The 17,551-nt window shown below is 70.8% G+C and carries 20 protein-coding genes; 7 read left to right on the top strand and 13 right to left on the bottom strand.

From position 1 onward, the window contains the following. The 3 genes from ASG60_RS01610 to ASG60_RS01600 form a co-directional block, all read right to left on the bottom strand. Positions 1-759, bottom strand: a complete 759-nt coding sequence (locus ASG60_RS01610) for an N-acetylmuramoyl-L-alanine amidase (protein ID WP_056384093.1) — start codon at positions 757-759, stop codon at positions 1-3. Continuing rightward, entirely contained in the window at positions 756-1,481 is a 726-nt protein-coding gene (locus ASG60_RS01605) for a molecular chaperone DjiA (RefSeq protein ID WP_056384092.1), read from the bottom strand. Before ASG60_RS01605 ends, ASG60_RS01610 begins: the two co-directional genes overlap by 4 nt. Before the next feature lie 240 nt (positions 1,482-1,721). After that, entirely contained in the window at positions 1,722-1,991 is a 270-nt protein-coding gene (locus ASG60_RS01600) for a hypothetical protein (protein WP_056088870.1), read from the bottom strand. 217 nt (positions 1,992-2,208) lie between these two features. On the opposite strand from ASG60_RS01600, the gene ASG60_RS01595 reads away from it, so the two are divergent. After that, positions 2,209-2,832, top strand: coding sequence for an urease accessory protein UreE (locus ASG60_RS01595; RefSeq protein ID WP_056384091.1), 624 nt, complete (start codon positions 2,209-2,211; stop codon positions 2,830-2,832). A 44-nt stretch (positions 2,833-2,876) separates the two neighbouring features. Further along, positions 2,877-3,875 carry a tRNA dihydrouridine(20/20a) synthase DusA gene (gene dusA / locus ASG60_RS01590; RefSeq protein WP_082531571.1) on the top strand — a complete coding sequence of 333 codons (999 nt, stop codon included), beginning with the start codon at positions 2,877-2,879 and terminating at the stop codon, positions 3,873-3,875. Here dusA and ASG60_RS01585 read toward each other — a convergent pair. The 3 genes from ASG60_RS01585 to cobS form a co-directional block, all read right to left on the bottom strand. Beyond that, on the bottom strand, positions 3,872-4,567 hold the full coding sequence (locus ASG60_RS01585; protein ID WP_056384090.1) for a TIGR02281 family clan AA aspartic protease: 696 nt from the start codon (positions 4,565-4,567) through the stop codon (positions 3,872-3,874). The two genes, dusA and ASG60_RS01585, sit on opposite strands and share 4 nt — an antisense overlap. Beyond that, positions 4,564-4,797: a DUF1289 domain-containing protein gene (locus ASG60_RS01580; protein ID WP_056166988.1), complete on the bottom strand. Its 234-nt coding sequence runs from the start codon at positions 4,795-4,797 to the stop codon at positions 4,564-4,566. The genes ASG60_RS01585 and ASG60_RS01580 overlap by 4 nt, the downstream gene beginning before the upstream one ends. A gap of 61 nt (positions 4,798-4,858) precedes the next feature. Continuing rightward, a complete protein-coding gene (cobS, locus tag ASG60_RS01575; protein ID WP_056357203.1) occupies positions 4,859-5,683 on the bottom strand; it encodes an adenosylcobinamide-GDP ribazoletransferase in 825 nt (274 codons plus the stop codon). Between the two features lie 101 nt (positions 5,684-5,784). Here cobS and cobT point away from each other — a divergent pair, with 101 nt between their 5' ends. After that, positions 5,785-6,822: a nicotinate-nucleotide--dimethylbenzimidazole phosphoribosyltransferase gene (cobT, locus tag ASG60_RS01570; RefSeq protein WP_056357201.1), complete on the top strand. Its 1,038-nt coding sequence runs from the start codon at positions 5,785-5,787 to the stop codon at positions 6,820-6,822. Here the strand turns inward: cobT and uraD are convergent. From uraD to ASG60_RS01545, 5 genes are all read right to left on the bottom strand, one after another. Continuing rightward, positions 6,819-7,325: a 2-oxo-4-hydroxy-4-carboxy-5-ureidoimidazoline decarboxylase gene (gene uraD, locus ASG60_RS01565; protein ID WP_056384089.1), complete on the bottom strand. Its 507-nt coding sequence runs from the start codon at positions 7,323-7,325 to the stop codon at positions 6,819-6,821. The genes cobT and uraD overlap by 4 nt on opposite strands. A gap of 6 nt (positions 7,326-7,331) precedes the next feature. Beyond that, a complete protein-coding gene (gene uraH, locus ASG60_RS01560; protein WP_056384088.1) occupies positions 7,332-7,685 on the bottom strand; it encodes a hydroxyisourate hydrolase in 354 nt (117 codons plus the stop codon). 39 nt (positions 7,686-7,724) lie between these two features. After that, entirely contained in the window at positions 7,725-8,285 is a 561-nt protein-coding gene (gene uraH, locus ASG60_RS01555; protein ID WP_082531570.1) for a hydroxyisourate hydrolase, read from the bottom strand. 25 nt (positions 8,286-8,310) lie between these two features. Further along, positions 8,311-9,702, bottom strand: a complete 1,392-nt coding sequence (locus ASG60_RS01550) for an MFS transporter (protein WP_082531569.1) — start codon at positions 9,700-9,702, stop codon at positions 8,311-8,313. Between the two features lie 129 nt (positions 9,703-9,831). Continuing rightward, on the bottom strand, positions 9,832-11,433 hold the full coding sequence (locus tag ASG60_RS01545; RefSeq protein WP_056384087.1) for a HAMP domain-containing sensor histidine kinase: 1,602 nt from the start codon (positions 11,431-11,433) through the stop codon (positions 9,832-9,834). A 253-nt stretch (positions 11,434-11,686) separates the two neighbouring features. On the opposite strand from ASG60_RS01545, the gene ASG60_RS01540 reads away from it, so the two are divergent. From ASG60_RS01540 to ASG60_RS01530, 3 genes are all read left to right on the top strand, one after another. Further along, positions 11,687-12,142, top strand: coding sequence for a (2Fe-2S)-binding protein (locus ASG60_RS01540; protein ID WP_056166708.1), 456 nt, complete (start codon positions 11,687-11,689; stop codon positions 12,140-12,142). Positions 12,143-12,190: 48 nt separating this feature from the next. Then, on the top strand, positions 12,191-14,395 hold the full coding sequence (locus tag ASG60_RS01535; RefSeq protein ID WP_056384086.1) for a xanthine dehydrogenase family protein molybdopterin-binding subunit: 2,205 nt from the start codon (positions 12,191-12,193) through the stop codon (positions 14,393-14,395). Positions 14,396-14,500: 105 nt separating this feature from the next. Continuing rightward, on the top strand, positions 14,501-14,824 hold the full coding sequence (locus ASG60_RS01530; RefSeq protein WP_056384085.1) for a hypothetical protein: 324 nt from the start codon (positions 14,501-14,503) through the stop codon (positions 14,822-14,824). A gap of 54 nt (positions 14,825-14,878) precedes the next feature. On the opposite strand, the gene ASG60_RS01525 is transcribed toward ASG60_RS01530, so the two are convergent. Then, a complete protein-coding gene (locus tag ASG60_RS01525; protein WP_056166716.1) occupies positions 14,879-15,154 on the bottom strand; it encodes a hypothetical protein in 276 nt (91 codons plus the stop codon). A gap of 132 nt (positions 15,155-15,286) precedes the next feature. Continuing rightward, complete coding sequence (locus ASG60_RS01520; protein WP_056166719.1) at positions 15,287-16,459, bottom strand: zinc-dependent alcohol dehydrogenase; 1,173 nt, start codon at positions 16,457-16,459, stop codon at positions 15,287-15,289. A 434-nt stretch (positions 16,460-16,893) separates the two neighbouring features. Between ASG60_RS01520 and ASG60_RS01515 the strand changes: the two genes are divergently transcribed. Beyond that, positions 16,894-17,523, top strand: a complete 630-nt coding sequence (locus tag ASG60_RS01515; RefSeq protein WP_056263596.1) for a uracil-DNA glycosylase family protein — start codon at positions 16,894-16,896, stop codon at positions 17,521-17,523. Positions 17,524-17,551: the final 28 nt, after the last annotated feature.

The following is a 17,551-nucleotide window of genomic DNA, read 5'->3' as shown; positions in this document are numbered from 1 at the left end:
TCAACTCCGGCCCGGCAGGGCTGCGATGAGATCGCGCAGGGTGGTGATGGTGGAGGCGTCGGCGACCCCGTCGACCCGGGCGGGGCGGAAGTGGCGCTGGAACGCGGTGACCACCGCTCCGGTGCGGGCGTCGAAGACGCCGGTCACCGGCAGGTCGTAGCCGTAGAGGGCGAACATCGCCTGAAGCGCCTCGATGGGCTGGCCGGAATCGCCCTGGGAGAAGAAGCGCCCGTCGCGGATCGGCGTCGGCGTCACCCAATGGCCGATGCCGGCCCGCGCGAGGCGGTCCCACGGAAAGTGCTCGCCGGGGTCCTCCTTGCGTTCGGGCGCGATGTCGGAATGGGCCAGCACCCGGTTTGCGGGCACGTTCCAGCGCCCGGTCAGGTCGCCACAGAGCGCGATCACCGCCGCGATCTGCGCCTCCGGATAAGCCGGCAATCCGCCCGCATGGCCGCCGTTGACGATCTCGATGCCGAGCGACCGGGAATTGACGTCGGTGATGCCGGCCCAGGCGGCCTGCCCGGCATGCCAGGCCCGGCGGCCCTCCGGCACCATCTGCACCACGCGGTCATCCTCCAGCACCACGTAATGCGCCGAGACCTCCGCCACCGGATTGGCGAGGCGCTGCAGGGCGGCCGCCGCACTCTCCATCCCGGTGTAGTGCAGGATCAGCAGGTCGACGGGGCCGCTCCGCCGCTCGCCGTGGTTGGGCGAGGGGTGGACGGAGGTGGCGAGGGGGCTCTCGGCCGTCGGCTTCATCGCAAACCTCGCTCGGCGGCGATCCGGTCGTAGGCCGCGTTGATGGCGGCCAAGCGCCGGGTGGCGATGGTCACGGCCTCTGGCGGCAGGCCGCGCGCTATGGCCCGGTCGGGGTGATTTTCGATGGCCAGGGCGCGGTGGGCCGCCTTGAGGGCGGCGTCGTCCACCCCGTGGTCGAGCCCGAGCACCGCGTAGGGATCGTCCGACAGGCTGACGTGGCGTGCGGCGATGCGGCGGAAGGCCGGCTCGTCGAAGCCGAAGGTCTCGGCCACGGCGCGCAGGTAGCGCTCCTCGGCCTCGTGGATCGCCCCATCGGCCTTGGCGATGTGGAACAGGCCGTCGAGGACGTCCTCGAGCAGGCCCGGTTCGTCGTGGAAGGTGGTGGCGAGCTGGCGCGCATAGGCCTCGAAGCCATTGGACGTGCCCTTGGCGAGATCGAACAGGCGCTGAACCCCGGCGCGCTCGCGTTCGCCCACCTGCACCACCTGGGCGAACGCCTCGATTTCAGAGGGCGTCACCACGCCGTCGGACTTCGCCATCTTGGCGGCGAGGGCCACGAGGCCCGTGGTGAACACCACGTCGCGGGGCGTGGTACCGAACGGAGCGCCCTCGCGGTCGACGAGGAAATGGCCAGCGACCCCGCCGACGAGACCGCCGATCGGTCCGCCGACGGCGAGGCCGAGACCCGCACCCCCGAGCTTGCCCCAGATGCCGATGCTCATCGTTGGAGACTCGGGCGGGATCTCGGAACGGACCTCGCGGCCGGGCGCGGCAGGGCAGGGGCGGGGAGCGGGGGCATCGGCGGCCGGGCGGGAGAGGGATCGTGAGGCGCCCTTATACCGGAGGGGTCCGGCGATGCGAGGGGTGACGACAAACGAAGGAAGGGCCGGAGCGTGTGCCCCGGCCCTTCCCGAACTCCGCGGTCCGCCGCGCCCGGAGGCGCGGCATCCCATGGATGAAACTCAGCGGCAGTACACGTCGCCGTAGGCGTCGCGGTAGGTGCCGTAGGGGCAGCGCGGGGCGGTGGAGGCGCCCACGATGGCGCCGCCGGCGCCGCCGATGGCCGCACCCGCGAGCGCGCCGCCGGCCCGGCCGGTCGCCGCGCCGCCGATGGCCGCACCCGCGAGCGCACCGAGGCCGGCGCCGCCGAGGGCGCGATCCTCGGGGGTGTTGCAGGCACCGAGCGAGAGGGCGAGTGCCCCGGCGAGGGTGGCGGCGATGAGCTTCTTCATGGTGCGAGACTCCCGTAGGCGTGGTGGTGTCCGGTCTTGGGCCGGTCCGAATCGAGGCTTGAGCTTAGCTATTCCGCTCAAGGAATGCACGTCCTACGGCTACGGTTCCCGCCGACATGGGCTGCGGTCGAAGTTTCCGCATCCGGGCCGATGGTTCGCGGCGCTTTCCGTTCGAGCCCGAAATCCGGTAGGGGTGTGGCCTGTCCGAGAGGTTCCCATGCTGCGCGCCACCACCCTGATCCGCAAAGCCGCCGTCCGCGCCGACGCCGTCGTCGATCGCGTCACCCTCGATCATGGCGCCCGTCAGGTCCTGCCCGCGACCCTGACGGGCGTCGGTGGCCTCGGCTTCACGCCGGCGCTGACCAAGGCGGCCGGCCTCGAGGACGGCGACGCCCTGCGGCTGGAGGACGGACGCCTGATCCTCGTGGAGGCGGCCCCCGAAGCCCTGCTGGAGGTTCGCGCCACCAACCCCGCCCGTCTCCTGCGCCTCGCCTGGCAGCTCGGCGGCAGTCACGTTCCGGCGGAGATCGCCGCGGAGGTGCTCTACGTCCCGGCTTCGGCCGCCGAACTCGTGCGCGGCCAGGGCTGCACCGGAACCCCCGTGACCCGCGCCTTCAAGCCGGAGCGCGAGGCCCACGACCACAGCCAGTGCGGACACGATCACGGCCATGATCACACGCACGCGCATTCCCACGGCGAGGCGGGCCAAGCGCATGGGCAAACGCATGGGCATGACCACGGGCACAGCCATGACCACGCGCATGACCACGGCCACAGTCATGATCACGCCCACAAGGATCACGGCCACGTCCACGGGCCCGACTGCAAGCACGATCACTGACCGTCCGCCGCGGTGAAGCCGCGCTCGACTCCCATGGCGATGCGATGATTTCCGACGACCTGCGCTTCTCCATCGCGCCCATGATGGATTGGACCGACCGGTACTGCCGGGCGTTCCACCGCACCCTGTCGCGGCGTGCACGGCTCTACACCGAGATGGTCACCACCGGGGCGGTGCTGCACGGCCCGCGCGACCGCCTGCTCGGCTTTGCCGCCATGGAGCATCCCGTGGCGGTGCAACTCGGCGGCTCGAACCCGGCCGATCTCGCCGCCTCCGCGCGGATCGCCGAGGATTTCGGCTACGACGAGGTCAACCTCAACGTGGGCTGCCCGTCCGACCGGGTGCAGGACGGCCGCTTCGGCGCCTGCCTCATGCGCGAGCCCGCATTGGTGGCGGAGTGCGTCGCCGCCATGAAGGCGGCGGTCTCGGTCCCCGTCACGGTGAAGTGCCGCATCGGCGTCGACGACCAGGACACCGAGATCGCCCTCGACGCCCTCGCGGAGGCGGTGATCGCGGCCGGCATCGACGGCCTCGTGGTGCATGCCCGCAAGGCCTGGCTCCAGGGCCTGTCGCCGAAGGAGAACCGCGACGTGCCGCCACTCGACTACGATCGGGTGGCGCGGCTGAAGCGGGCGCATCCGGGGCTGCCCGTCGCCATCAACGGCGGCATCGCCACCATCGCTGACGCCAAGGCGCAGCTCGCGCATGTGGACGGCGTGATGATCGGGCGTGCCGCCTACACCGATCCGGCGATCCTCCTCGACATCGATCCGGGGCTGTTCGGAGAGGCGGCCCCAGTGGCCGACGCCTTCGCCGCCGTTGAGGCGTTCGTGCCGGTGCTGGCCGACTTCCTCCAGGACGGCGTGCGCCTGCACGGGGTGACCCGGCACATGCTCGGCCTGTTCAACGGCCGCCCCGGTGCCCGGGCCTACCGCCGGCATCTTTCGACCCGTGGCCTCGACCCGGAGGCCGGCGTCGAGATCCTTCGGGAGGCCGTCGCCCTGGTGGCGCGGGCGGAGGCCGAGCGGGATCAGGCGGCTTAGGAACCGCGCAGGATCAGCCGGTCACCGCGCACCTCGAAGCCGGACAGGCGGTCGAGGAAGCTCATGCCCAGGAGATTGTCGCGTAGGGCCCCCGGGCGGCTGACCAGGGCCGGAACCCGGCGCTCGACGATGGTGCCGACCCGCAGCGATTCGAGGAAGACCGGGGCCGCGACCGTGGTGCCGTTGGCGGTGGAGACCCGCACGGCGAACTCCGACGCCGTCGGGCGGATGCCCAGGGCTGCCGCCGTCTCGGCCGTGAGCACCACCGCGCTCGCGCCCGTGTCGAACTGGAAGCCGTGGGGCTGGCCGTTGATCTCGGCGCGCACGTGGAAATCGCCGTCCGCCCGGCGGGTGATGGTCACGCTGCCGTCGGTCCCGACCACGGCGCTGCCCGGCCGGACGGCGCCCAGGATCCGCGCGCCGACGGTTCGGGCGTCGTCGCGGTAGGCGTAACCGGCGACGAGGGCGAGGGCGAGGACGCCCCAGATCAGTGCCGCGCGGAGGTTCGCCCCGAGATTGCCCCGGAACTGGTGCCAGAACCCGGCGACGATGACGGCCAGCAGGCTGCCGCTGACGGCGAGACTCGCCAACTGGTCTGGCTCCAGGCCGACGACGCTCTGATTGTCGTGCGAGAACACCAGCACGGCGAGCACGATTCCGAGGGCGGCGAGCGCCAGACCGAGGACGCTCATGGGGTCGCTCGGGTCGGTACGTCTCGATCCGGTGCAGCCCGGTTCGGGTAGGCCTGGCGCAGGCGCTCGGGCAGCCCGGCCATCACCGCCCGCCGCTGGGGCTCGGACAGCGACCCCCACAGGGCGATCTCGTTGCGCGTGCGCCCACACCCCTCGCACAGGCCCGAGACCGCGTCGAGCAGGCAGAGCTTGGTGCAGGGACTGGAGGGTTTCGCGGCGGCCTGAATCATCCCGGCGTTCATGCCAGCCGGTGCGCCCCGGGATCAAGCCCGGTTGGGTCCGCGCGGAGCCTCACGCCGGCACCATGGCCACGAGGCCCAGGAGGGCGGCGATCTCGGCCATCTGCTGGCAGGCGCCGATGACGTCGCCCGTCTGGCCCCCGATCCGGCGCCGGGCCAGCGCCGTCACCGCCAGGGCGCCCAGGCCGGACAGAAGCAGCATGAGCAGAACGCCGCCGACGGGCAGGCCGAGAAGTCCGCCGAGGAGCGCCAGGGTGAGGGCGAGGGCACCCGCCACCGCGACGGCGGGGCGCCCCGGCCGACCGACGCTGGCGGCGGCACCGTCGCGGCGGGCGGGGACGAGGAGCACCATCGGGGCGAGGGCGGCGGTGCGCGACAGGGCGGCGGCGAGCACGAGGGCGAGGGCCGCGCCGCTCCCCGTCCGGTCGAGGAGGGTTGCGAGCGCCCCGATCCGCAGGGCGAGGGCGAGGACGAGGGCGACGCCCCCATACGCACCGATGCGGCTGTCGCGCATGATCTCGAGACGCCGCTCCCGGGTGGTGCCGCCGCCGAACCCGTCGGCGACGTCGGCCAGACCATCCTCGTGCAGGGCGCCGGTGATCAGGACACCCGTGGCCACCGCCAGGGTCGCGGCGAGGAACGGCCCGAGGCCGAGCCCCCAGGCCGCCAGCAGCACGAGACCACCGGGCAGGGCCAGGACGAGACCGGCCAGGGGCAGCATCCGGGGCACGCGGGTGAAATCCGGAGCGGCATGCGGGTCGCCCTCGCCGGGCAGGGCCGGCACCGGCAGGCGGGAGTAGAAGCGCAGGCACGCGGCCCCGTCGTAGGCGAGGAGGGCCCCCGGGAAGGCCGGCTCGTCCCGCGCATCCTCGCCCATCGCCACGTCGTTCCGCCTTCACCGCCACCCGCCCCGCCGTTATAGCTCCGGGCACAGGCGGCCCGCCATCCCGGCGCAGCGTCCGCCACCGGATCCGCGCCATGACCCAAGGGCCATCCCCCGAGCAGACCCCGTTCGGCGACATCCGCCGGCTCCTCGACGCCCTGCCGGGCCCGGACCGGGACGCCGTCGCCATGGTGGCCGAGCGCGACGCCACCCTGACGAAGCCCGCCGGGTCCCTGGGGCGCCTGGAGCATCTCGTGAGCTGGCTCGCCGCCTGGCAGGGCAAGGGCCAGCCGAGCCTCGACCGGCCCCTGGTCTGCGTCTTCGCCGGAAGCCACGGCGTCGCGGCGCGGGGCGTCTCGGCCTATCCCACCGCGGTGAACCGCCAGATGCTCGAGAACTTCGCCGCGGGCGGCGGCGCCATCAACCAGATCTGTGCCGCCTACGGCCTCGGCTTCAAGGTGTTCGACCTCGCCATCGACCTGCCGACCGGCGACATCACCACGGAGGCCGCCTTCGACGAGAAGGCCTGCGTCGCCACCATGGCGTTCGGCATGGAGGCGGTGGCCGCCGGGACCGATTGCCTCGCGGTCGGCGAGATGGGCATCGGCAACACCACCGTGGCGGCGGCGATCTACGCCGCCCTCTACGGCGGCGAGCCCGCCCACTGGGTCGGGCGCGGCACGGGGGTGGACGAGGCGGGCCTCGCCCGCAAGGTCGCGGCGGTGGAGGCGGCCCTCGCCCACCATGCGGGCCACCTCGACGATCCCCTGGAGGTGCTGGCCCGCCTCGGCGGCCGGGAGATCGCCGCCATCGCGGGGGCGATCCTCGCCGCGCGCCTGCAGCGGGTGCCCGTGGTCCTCGACGGCTACGTCGCCACGGCGTCGGCGGCGATCCTGCACGCTCTCGACCCGTCGCTCCTCGACCATTGCCTCGCCGGCCACGTCTCGGCCGAGGGCGCCCATGCGGACGTGCTGGAACGCCTCGGCCTCGTGCCGCTCCTGGCCCTCGGGATGCGGCTCGGCGAGGGATCGGGCGCGGCCCTGGCCGTCGGCCTCCTCAAGGGCGCGCTCGCCTGCCACCGCGACATGGCGACGTTCTCCCAGGCCGGCGTGTCGGAGCGCTCGGCCGGTTAAGCGAGCAGGCGGTCGAGGCGCATCCGGGTGATCAGGGCGATCTCGTCGAGGGCGCTCGCCGCCTCGTCCACTGGGTCCCGAAGCACGCGCGTTTCGAAGATCCGAAGGATCTCGGCCCGGTCGCGGCCCCGCACGGCGACGATGAACGGGAACCCGAATCGCTCGCGGTAGGCGGCGTTCAGGCGGTCGAAGGCGTCCGCGTCGGCGGGTGGCATGTGGTCGAGGGCGGCGCTGCCCTGCTCGCTCGCCGAATCGGCCGTCATGCTGCGCGCCCGCGCCTCCGGGCCGGCGAGTTCCGGGTGACCGTCGAGGAAGGCACTGCGCGCCGCCGCCGGGGCCGCCCGCACCACGGCCATCATCGCCCCGTGCAGGTCCGCGACGCTCGCGAAGGGCCGGGCCGGGAACGCTCCCTCGGCCACCCAGGCGGCATGCTCGAACACGCCGCCCAACAGGGCTACGAAGGCCTCACGGTCGAGGTGATTCAGGGTGGCGAGGTCGGTCATGCGGCGTCAGCTTCCCCGATAGGTCGCGCAGTTGCCGGGCGTGCACAGCATCGGCACGTGATAGTGCTGCTTCACGTCGAACACCGAAAAGCGCACCACCGGGTTGTCCACGAAGATGTCGGCCTCGGTCACGCCGGGCTTGGCTTTCAGATAGGCGTCGATGTGGAATTCGAGCTGGTACTGGCCCGCCCTGGCTTCGTCGCCGGGCAGGATCGGCTTGTCCGTGCGCCCGTCCGCGTTGGTGACGACGGATTTGACGAGGCGCCACGCATCGCCCTCCCTCACCGAGAAATCGATGCGCACGCCCGGTGCCGGGCGGCCGCGATCGGCGTCGAGGACGTGTGTGGTGATGCCGCCCATGGGGTGTCGTGTCTCCGGGAGGGCGTCGCGTGTGTGGGGTCAGCTGCCGCGGTAGTAGGAATAGCCCCACGGCGTGAACAGCACCGGCAGGTGGTAGCGCTGGCTCGCGTCGCGGATCACGAAGCGCACGGGCACGAGGCCGAGGAAATTCGGGCTCGGGAGGGTGGCGCCGGTCTTGGCGAAATACGCCTCGAAATGCATGAGCAGCTCGTAATGGCCGACCTTCAGGGCATCCTCCGACAGGAGCGGTTCCGGCGTGCGGCCGTTGGCGGCCGTGGTGACGGTCTTGATCGGCCGGTAGGCGTCGCCCTCGCGGATGGAGAGGTCGCAGACCATGCCGGCGCCGGGCGTGCCGTGGAAATTGTCGATGGCGTGCAGGGTCAGGCGTGGCCCGAGCCCGGCCTGGGTCACCGGCGCCGTCGTCAGGGCGCCGGGCTGGGACGGGCTCGCCGGGGGCGGATTCGCCTGCGCCAGGGCACCCGGAACGGCGGCCAGGGCGGCCCCGCCGATCCCAGCGCCGACGAGGCTTCGGCGCGTCAGGGCAAATCCGTCGAATTCATGTCCGGCGACGTCACGTCGATCCGTTCTGCGTCGATCCATGGAAGGCTCCTTGGGCGGGTCCGGCTCACGCCACCGCGATGCGCGGCTCCGGGGCGGGCGTCTCCGGGGCGGGCGTCTCCGGGGCAGGCGTCTCCGGGGCAGGCGTCTCGGGCGGGACGAAACTGCAGATGAGGACGAGGGCGAAGCCCTCGACGGCGGCGACGATCCACAGGCCGGTGGAGACCGAGCCGGTGAGTTCGCGCAGGAATCCCATGGCGGCGGGCGCGCCGAAGCCCGCGAGATTGGCCACCGAATTGATCAGCGCGATGCCGGCGGCGGCGGCCGAGCCCGCCAGGAACCGGCCGGGGATCTGCCAGAACACCGGGATCGCGCTCATGGTGCCGGCGATGGCCACGGTGAGGGCGACGACGGACAGGGCCGGGCTCACGGGTACGAGGAATCCGAGGAGCGCGATGGCCGCGGCGCCGACGAGGGCCGGGACGCCGCAATGCAGCCGCGCCTCGCCGGAGCGGTCGGAATGAAGGCCGTTGAGGATCATGCCGGCGCCACCGCACAGGTAGGCGCCCGACAGGATCCAGCCGATGGTGAGCGGATCGGTGAAGCCGGCCTCCCGCACCACGCTCGGGCCGAAGAAGGTCAGCGCCGAGTTGGCGGTGACGATGCAAAAGAAGATCGCGATGCATTGCCAGACGCGGGCATCCTTCAGGGAGGCCAGGATGCGGTGCTCGCGGGGCCCGAGGGCCGCCGCGTCGCGGGCCAGATCCGCCACCACCAGGGCCCGCTGCGTGTCCGTGAGCCACAGGGCCTTCGCGGGCCGGTCGGTCAGATAGAACAGGGTGACGAGGCCGGCGAGGATCGATGGGATGCCCTCGATGAGGAACACCCACTGCCAGCCGGCCCACCCGTTCACGCCGTCCATGCCGGTCATGATCGCACCGGCGAGCGGCCCGCCGATGACGCCGGCCAGCGCCGAGGCCGACATGAACAGGCCGAACACCCGCGCGCGTCGCTCCGTCGGATACCAGTAGGTCAGGAACAGGATCACGCCCGGATAGAACCCGGCCTCGAACACGCCGAGCAGGAAGCGCAGGGCGTAGAATCCGGCCGGCGTCGTCACGAACATCATCGCCACGCAGCACGCGCCCCACAGGAAGGTGATGCGGGCGATGGTCCGGCGGGCGCCGATGTGTTCCAAGAGCAGGTTGCTCGGCACCTCGCAGAGGAAGTAGCCGAGGAAAAAGATGCCCGCGCCGATGCCGTAGACCGTCTCGCTGAACTTCAGGTCGGCGAGCATCTGCAGCTTGGCGAAACCGATGTTCACCCGGTCGATCCACGACAGGATCCACAGGCCCATCAGGAACGGCAGCAGCCGCCAGGTGATCCGGCGGTAGGCCGCGTCGAGGTCGGTAGGGAGGCCGGCGTACGGGGGGAGGGCGGTCCGGGCTGTCTGGCTCATGGTCCCCGTCCCCGCGGCCCGATTCGGCCCAGCCGATCGTCGCGGCGGCATCCTTCGGGACGAAGCAACATACGGACCAGGGACGGCGCCTGGAAAGGGGAGATCCGCGCTCCGGCTCCCGTCTGGGCCTCAGGCCGCCCGCGCCGCCGAGCGTCCGCGCTTGGCGTCCGCCGTGGCCTTGTCCGAATCCTGGCTCACGAGATCCTGGATCGGCAGGTCCCCGCCCCGCAGGTCCCCGCCCGGCAGGTCCAGCGCCGGCAGGGTATCCATGACCCGGCTCGCCGGGAAGGTGACCACCACCTCGGTGCCCTCGCGCGGCTTCGACTGCAGCAGGAAGTTGCCGCCGTGGAGATCGACGAGACCCTTCACGATGGGCAGGCCGAGGCCCGAGCCCTGCTCCGCCGTCTTGATGGCGAGGGACCCGCGCCCGAACGACGACATCACCGTGCCGAGCTCGTCCTCCGGAATGCCCGGTCCGCTGTCCTTCACGCTCACGTATTGCCCGCCGGACGAGGTCCAGCCGACCTTGATGGTGATCTCGCCGCCCGGCGGGGTGAACTTCACCGCGTTCGACAGGAGGTTGAGGATGATCTGGCGCAGGGCCCGCTCGTCCGCCCACAGGCGCGGCAGGCTGTCGTCGATGAACTCGTGGAAGGTCTGGCCCTTGCTGCGTGCGCGCAGGCCGACCATGTGGCGGCACTCGTCCACGGCGAAGCCGAGCTGGATCGCCTCCTCGTTGAGCTCGTAGCGCCCGGCCTCGATGCGGGAGAGATCGAGGATCTCGTTGATCAGGTTGAGGAGGTGCAGGCCGCTGTCGTGGATGTCGGCGGCGTATTCCTTGTAGGACGGCGCGACGTGGGCGCCGAACACCTCGTTCTTCATCACCTCCGAGAAGCCCAGGATGGCGTTGAGCGGCGTGCGCAGCTCGTGGCTCATGGTGGCGAGGAACCGGCTTTTCGCGAGGTTGGCTTCCTCGGCCCGGCGCCGCGCCTCGTCGGAATTGGCCTTGGCCTGTTCGAGTTCGCCGAAGATCGCGTCTTTCTCGGCCTGGGATTTCAGGGCCCCCACCGTCGAGGCGTAGACCCGCCGGGCCAGCCCCATGAAGAACACCTGCGCGCCCACCACCATGGTGACCAGCATCGCCGTGTCCATGTCGTGCGAGAACACGAGGAGCGACAGGGCGGCGATATTGAGGGGAATGAGGGCGGCCACCGCGGCCGCCGGCAGGGTCGCGGCGAGCATCGTCGACACCGCCGCGACGATGAGGAGGCCGAACAGAACGAAGGTGCGGGCCCCCGGCGTGGTGCCGACGAGGATCATCAGGGCCCAGGACGTGCTCTGTACGACCTCGCACACCATGAAGTAGCGCCGCCACACCGCGACGGAGACCGCCTCCGGGTCCTGCGCCAGGAAGCGCCGGGTGGCGAACATCGACAGGGCGACGGCCGCCAGGAGACAGGCCGCCCACACGGCCGCCACGGGGGGCGGCACCCAGAGGGCGGAGCCCCCCGCGATGGCGAGGCCCAGCAATGCCAGGGGAATGACCGCGCCGGCCCGGTACTGGGCATAGACGCGCACCAGCTCGTAATCGAAGGCGCGTTCCAGCCCGCTCGTCGAGGTCAGCTTCTCGCGGGCCGAGCGCATTTCGCGCGCGACCTCGCGGCGGCGCACCGCCTCCGGGGCGGCCGGGCCGCGCCCACGCTGAATCATCTCCGCTGTCAGGTCGGGCATTACCGTCTTGAGGATCGCGCGAAGGGGCGCTCGCACCCCATGGGGGACCGCGAGCATGTCGGAACACGACCCCTGCGAGACTGACCCGGATATGTTAAGAACGGCCTGCCGCGATCCGCGGCATTGTCTCGATTCCGGACGCTTCGGCGGCGTGACCGGTCGTCGGCGTGGACAAGTTCTGTGTGGTGGCGCACACGAATCGCGCCGTCAGCGGTCTAGCATCGTTTCAAATTACGAATTCGGAGCACGACCCATGGTGAAGCTGACCGTCAACGGCGTCGCCCATAGCGTCGAGGCCGATCCCGAGACCCCGCTCCTCTGGGTGCTGCGCGACCACCTCGACAAGACCGGGACCAAGTATGGCTGCGGCATCGCGCAGTGCGGCGCCTGCACGGTCCACCTCGACGGCCAGCCCGTCCGCGCCTGCCAGACCCGGATCGGCGACATCGGCGAGGGCAAGGTCACCACCATCGAGGGCGTGTCCGGCAAGGTCGCCGAGGCCGTCCGCACCGCCTGGCGCGGCCTCGACGTGGTCCAGTGCGGCTACTGCCAGTCGGGCCAGATGATGTCGGCCATCGGCCTTCTCTCGGGCAACGCGAAGCCGACGGATGCCGATATCGACGGGGCCATGGACGGAAACGTCTGCCGTTGTGGCACCTACCAGCGCATTCGCGCGGCGATCCACGAGGCGGCGCGCAGCCTCGCCTGATCGTCCCCCTGCCCGAATCCTGAAGACCCGTCCGAATTGGAGTCCGCCATGCTGAAGGTCCGTCAGGCCCTGGAGACCGTCCCCTCCCGCCGCGCCTTCCTGGGCGGGGCCACCGTCGCGACGGGGGCGATCCTGCTCGGCTTCACCCTCGGCGGCCCGCGCCAGGCCCGCGCCGCGGGCGGTCCCGACCTCACCGGCGGTCCGGCGAAACCGAACGCCTTCGTGCGGATCGCCGCCGACGACACCGTCACGGTGATGATCAAGCACCTCGACATGGGCCAGGGCAACACCACGGGCCTCGCCACCATCCTGGCCGACGAACTCGACGCGGATTGGGCCACCGTCCATACGGCCTTCGCCCCGGCGGATGCGGCCCTCTACAGCAACCTGCTCATGGGCCCCGTGCAGGGCACGGGCGGCTCCACGGCCATCGCCAATTCCTGGCTCCAGCTGCGCCGGGCGGGTGCGGCCGCCCGCGCCATGCTGGTGGCCGCCGCCGCCGAACGCTGGAAGGTCCCGGCCGGCGAGATCACGGTCTCGAAGGGGCTGGTGCGCCACGCCGCCTCCAACCGGCAGGCCCGCTTCGGCGAGCTCGCCGAGGCGGCCGCGGCGCAGCCCGTGCCGCAGGAGCCGACCCTCAAGCGTCCGGACCAGTGGACGCTCATCGGCACCAAGGTGCCGCGCCTCGATTCGGCCGCCAAGACCGACGGCAGCGCCACCTATTCCATGGATATCCGGCGCCCCGGCCAGGTCACGGCCGTGGTGCTGCACGCGCCGCGCTTCGGCGGCGTGGTGGCGACGGTGAACAGCAAGGCGGCGCGGGCCATGCCGGGCGTCCTCGACGTGGTGACGATCCCCACCGGCGTCGCGGTGATCGCCAAGGACACGTGGTCGGCCATCAAGGGCCGCGAGGTGCTGGACGTGACCTGGGACGATTCGGGCGCCGAGACCCGCTCGTCCGACGCGATCCTGGCCGAGTACCGCGAGCGTCTCAAGAGTCCCGGCATCGTCGCCTCGGAGCGTGGCGACGCCGGCGGCGCCATCGGCAAAGCCGCGAAGGTGCTGGAGGCGGAGTTCACCTTCCCCTACCTCGCCCACGCCTCCATGGAACCCCTCAACGCCACCATCGAGCGGGCCCCGGACGGCACCTACGACGTCTTCGCCGGCTGCCAGATCCAGACCATCGAGCAGGCCGTGGTGGCCGCCACCCTCGGGGTGACCACCGACAAAGTCCGCCTCCACACCCAATGGGCCGGCGGCTCGTTCGGCCGGCGCGCGACGCCGAGCGCCGACTACTTCGCCGAGACCGCCGCCATCGTGAAGGCGACGGGGGGCAAGGCCCCGGTCCATCTCGTCTGGACCCGCGAGGACGACATGGCCGGCGGCTACTACCGGCCGATGGTGGTGCACAAGCTCAGGGCCGGCCTCGACGCCGCCGGGGCGGTGGTCGGCTGGGAACACCGCATGATCGGCAAGTCGATCATGATCGGCTCGCCCTTCGAGGCGATGCTGGTGAAGAACGGCGTCGATTCGACCTCCATCGAGGGCGCGTCCGACACGCCCTACGCGTTGCCGGCCTACCGGTTCGAGGTCAACAACGCCCGCGAGGGCGTACCGGTGCTGTGGTGGCGCTCGGTGGGCCACACCCACACGGCGCACGCCATGGAGGTGTTCATCGACGAGTTGGCTCACGCCGCCGGGGCCGATCCCGTCGCCTACCGTCTCGCGATGCTGAAGGGCGCCCCGCGCCTCTCCGGCGTCCTGGCGCTCGCCGCCGAGAAGGCCGGCTGGTCGAACCGGCCTTCGGGCAAGGGGCACGGATTCGGCGTCGCGGCCCACGAATCCTTCGGCTCCTATGTCGCCATGGTGGCCGACGTCACCGCCGACGAAGCCAAGCTGAAGGTCAACCGCATCGTCGCCGCTGTCGATGTCGGTATCGCCGTCAACCCGGACATCATCCGGGCCCAGGTCGAGGGTGCGGTCGGCTTCGCGCTCTCGTCGGTCCTGCGCAACCGGATCACCCTCAAGGACGGGGTGGTGCAGGAGCGCAACTTCGACACTTATGAACCGACCCGCATGAGCGAGATGCCGGTGGTCGAGGTTCACATCATGCCGTCCACCACGGCGCCCACGGGTATCGGCGAGCCCGGCGTGCCGGTCATCGCCCCGGCGATCTCCAACGCCGTCTTCGCCGCCACGGGGCGGCGCCTGCGATCCCTGCCGCTGGATCTCGGCGGGCTCAAGGGCGTCTGACCACCGTCGTCGGAAGTCACGGGCGCAAGCCCCGTGATGTCAATCATGGATTGTCAATCTCTCGCTCGTAGACCGGACGGACAACGACCGGTTTCGAGCGATCAGATGCTGTCCTGGGTTCCGTCGATCTTCAAGCGGTTTACTGGCGTTCAGCAGCCGTCCCGGCCGCGCAGCACGGACACTGCGCTCTTGCCGGCGATCCTGCGCATCGGAAACCGCACCTATGCCTGCGACATCGTCGGTCAGGTCAGCGACAAGACCCTGGTGAACCTGCGCCGGGATGTGGTCATCGGTCCGAACGAAGCCATCGACATCAAGCTCGATCGCGACCGCACCTATCGCCGGTTCAACGTGCGGTGGAAACACGGTCTCCAGATCAGCGTCCAGCCCATTACGTCCTGGGCCGCACCGAAGGCGCAGACCTCCTGAGCCGGGACCCCTTGGATTTCGTGAGCTAGGCGAGGCCGCCCGAGCCGATGAAGGTCACGCCGGATCGATCGCGAAAGCCATGCCGAGGCCCGGTCCCTGATCCGCATAATCGACGAGGGCGTAGCCGCGCTCGGCCAGTGCCGCCTCCAGGATATCGTGGTGCTTGCGGAACATCTGGCCGATGGCCAGCGGCGTCAGGCGCGGGTTGCCGCGTCGCAGTTCGTCCACGCCGACGTGCAGCGGCGCGCCACCCCTGTCCGCGATGCGCACCAAGGCGGCGGCCAGATCCGCCGCCTTGGTCTCCGACGCCGATTTCGCCTTGAACGCCATATCATCTCCCGTCCCGGCGCGCCTGAGGCCCCCCGCGCGGACGTGGTCCGCTCCAGGAATCCTCGCCAGAGATCCGACAACGACCTTGGACCGGGAAGGGATTCCAATCCAGGGCGCTGCCGGTCATGCACGCTAGTTGGGGTGGAACACCACCTTCACGCAGCCATCCTTCTTGTCGCGGAAGGTCTTGTACAGGTCGGGCCCGTCGGCGAGATTCGTGGAGCGGTGCGTGATCATCGACGTCATGTCGATCTTGCCCGCCTGGATCAGCTTGGTCAGCGGTTCGAGGTAGCGCTTCACGTGGGTCTGGCCGCTCTTCATGGTCAGGCCCTTCTGCACGATCATCCCCATGTTGATCGGGATCGGCCCGCCATAGACGCCCGGCACCGAGACGATGCCGCACGGGCGCACGGCCTTGATCGCCTCCATGAGGGCGTAGGGCCGCTCCGTCGAGGTGAGTTTCTCCTGGATGGTGTTGACGATGGAGGCGAGGCCGTGCCCGGCGCTGGCCTCCATGCCGACGCAGTCTATGACGGCGTCGGCCCCCTCGCCCTTGCTGATCTCCTTGATGCGCTCGAACACGTCGTCGTTGGCGTAGTCGATGATGTCGGTGGCCCCGTAGGTCCGGGCGAGGGCGAGGCGCTCCGGCACCGTGTCGATGGCGATGATGCGCTCGGCGCCCATGATCTTGGCCGACTGGATCGCGAACAGGCCCACCGGACCGGCGCCCCAGACGGCGATGATCTCGCCACCCTTGATCTCGCAATGCTCGGCGCCCTGCCAGCCTGTGGGCAGGATGTCGGTGAGGAACAGGAGCGATTCGTCGTCGACGCCCTCCGGCGCCAGCATGGGGGCGACGTCCGCCATGGGCACCCGGACGTACTCGGCCTGGCCGCCGGAATAGCCGCCGGTGAGGTGCGAGTAGCCGAACAGGCCGGCGGTGGGGTAACCGAACTGGGCCGCCGCCATGGCGCCGTTACGGTTCGAGCGCTGGCATACCGAGTAATTGCCGAGGCGGCACTGGCGGCACTCGCCGCAATTGATGTTGAACGGCACGACGATACGGTCGCCCTTTTTGAACTTGGTGAAGCCGGCGCCGACCTCGACGACCTCACCCATGAACTCGTGGCCCAGCACGTCGCCGCTCTCCATGGTCGGCATCTGGCCGTCCATGAGGTGGAGGTCCGAGCCGCAGATGGCGCACGAGGTCACCTTGATGATGACGTCGCGTGCGTCCTCGATCCTCGGGTCCGGCACCGTATCGCACCTGATGTCGCCCTTGCCATGCCAACACAGTGCCTTCATCCGGAACGTCCTCTGCGATGTCGCGTGGCAGTCCGAGCGATCTGATCCCAGAGATTCAGATCGAAATCTTGATCCGATCGGTCGGCCACTACCGATGATGCTTCGATACCGGATTCAAGACGCTTGGCCGGGGATATGTTCCGATTTTCAGGTCCGCAGGAACGTCGCAAGATCGTTCGGCCGGTGCTCGCCTTGAATCCGCGCGAGCGCCCGCGGTCCACCCTCTCGGGACCCTGAAGGTCGGCTCCGGGATCGCCGCCGCCGCGGCCGGATCACCGACCCTCATCCGCAGCTGCCACCTCGGCATCGGCAGAGTTCGGCATCGGCGGGAGTGAGGGAAATCGGTTCGATGCGTCGTTCGCCATCGGCCCAGGCCGGAAGCAGTCGTCTCGGCCCTGTCCAGGGCCGAGGCGCGCCCCTATCTCCGGACCATCATGCAACCTGTTCCGGATTTCGACGCGACGGCCGCGTCCCTGCGCGCCTGCCGGATCTGCCGCGACGCGCCGGTCTATGGGCCGCCCTTGCCCCAGGAGCCGCGCCCCATCGTCCAGGGCCGTTCCAGCGCGCGCCTCTGCATCGCCAGCCAGGCGCCGGGCAACCGGGCCGACAAGAGCGGCGTCCCGTTCATGGACCCCTCCGGGATTCGCCTGCGCGACTGGCTCGGCCTCGACGAGGCCGCGTTCTACGATGCGTCGCGCCTCGCCATCGTGCCCATGGGTGCGTGCTTTCCGGGCTACGACGCCAAGGGTGGGGACCGCCCGCCCCGGCGCGAATGCGCCGAGCGCTGGCGGGCCGAGCTGTTCGCGGGGCTGCCCAACCTCGACCTGATCCTCGTCATCGGCCAGTATGCGCAGGTGTGGCACCTCGGGCGGTCGAAGGGCGGGCTCACTGAGACCGTCCGGGGCTGGCGCGCCGTCCTGGCGGCCCCGCGCCGGCCGCGCGTGCTGCCCCTGCCGCACCCGTCCTGGCGCAACAGCGGCTGGCTGAAGGCCAATCCGTGGTTCGAGGCCGAGCTGCTGCCGGTTCTGCGGGCGGAGGTGGCCGCCGCGATGGCGCCGCGTTGACACCTGGCTCCCGACGCGGGATGGCCGC

The sequence above is a fragment of the Methylobacterium sp. Leaf469 genome (genome assembly GCF_001424745.1).
Classification (GTDB): domain Bacteria; phylum Pseudomonadota; class Alphaproteobacteria; order Rhizobiales; family Beijerinckiaceae; genus Methylobacterium.
Note: the sequence above shows the minus strand (reverse complement) of the source record. Positions and strands in the feature narration are given on the sequence as shown.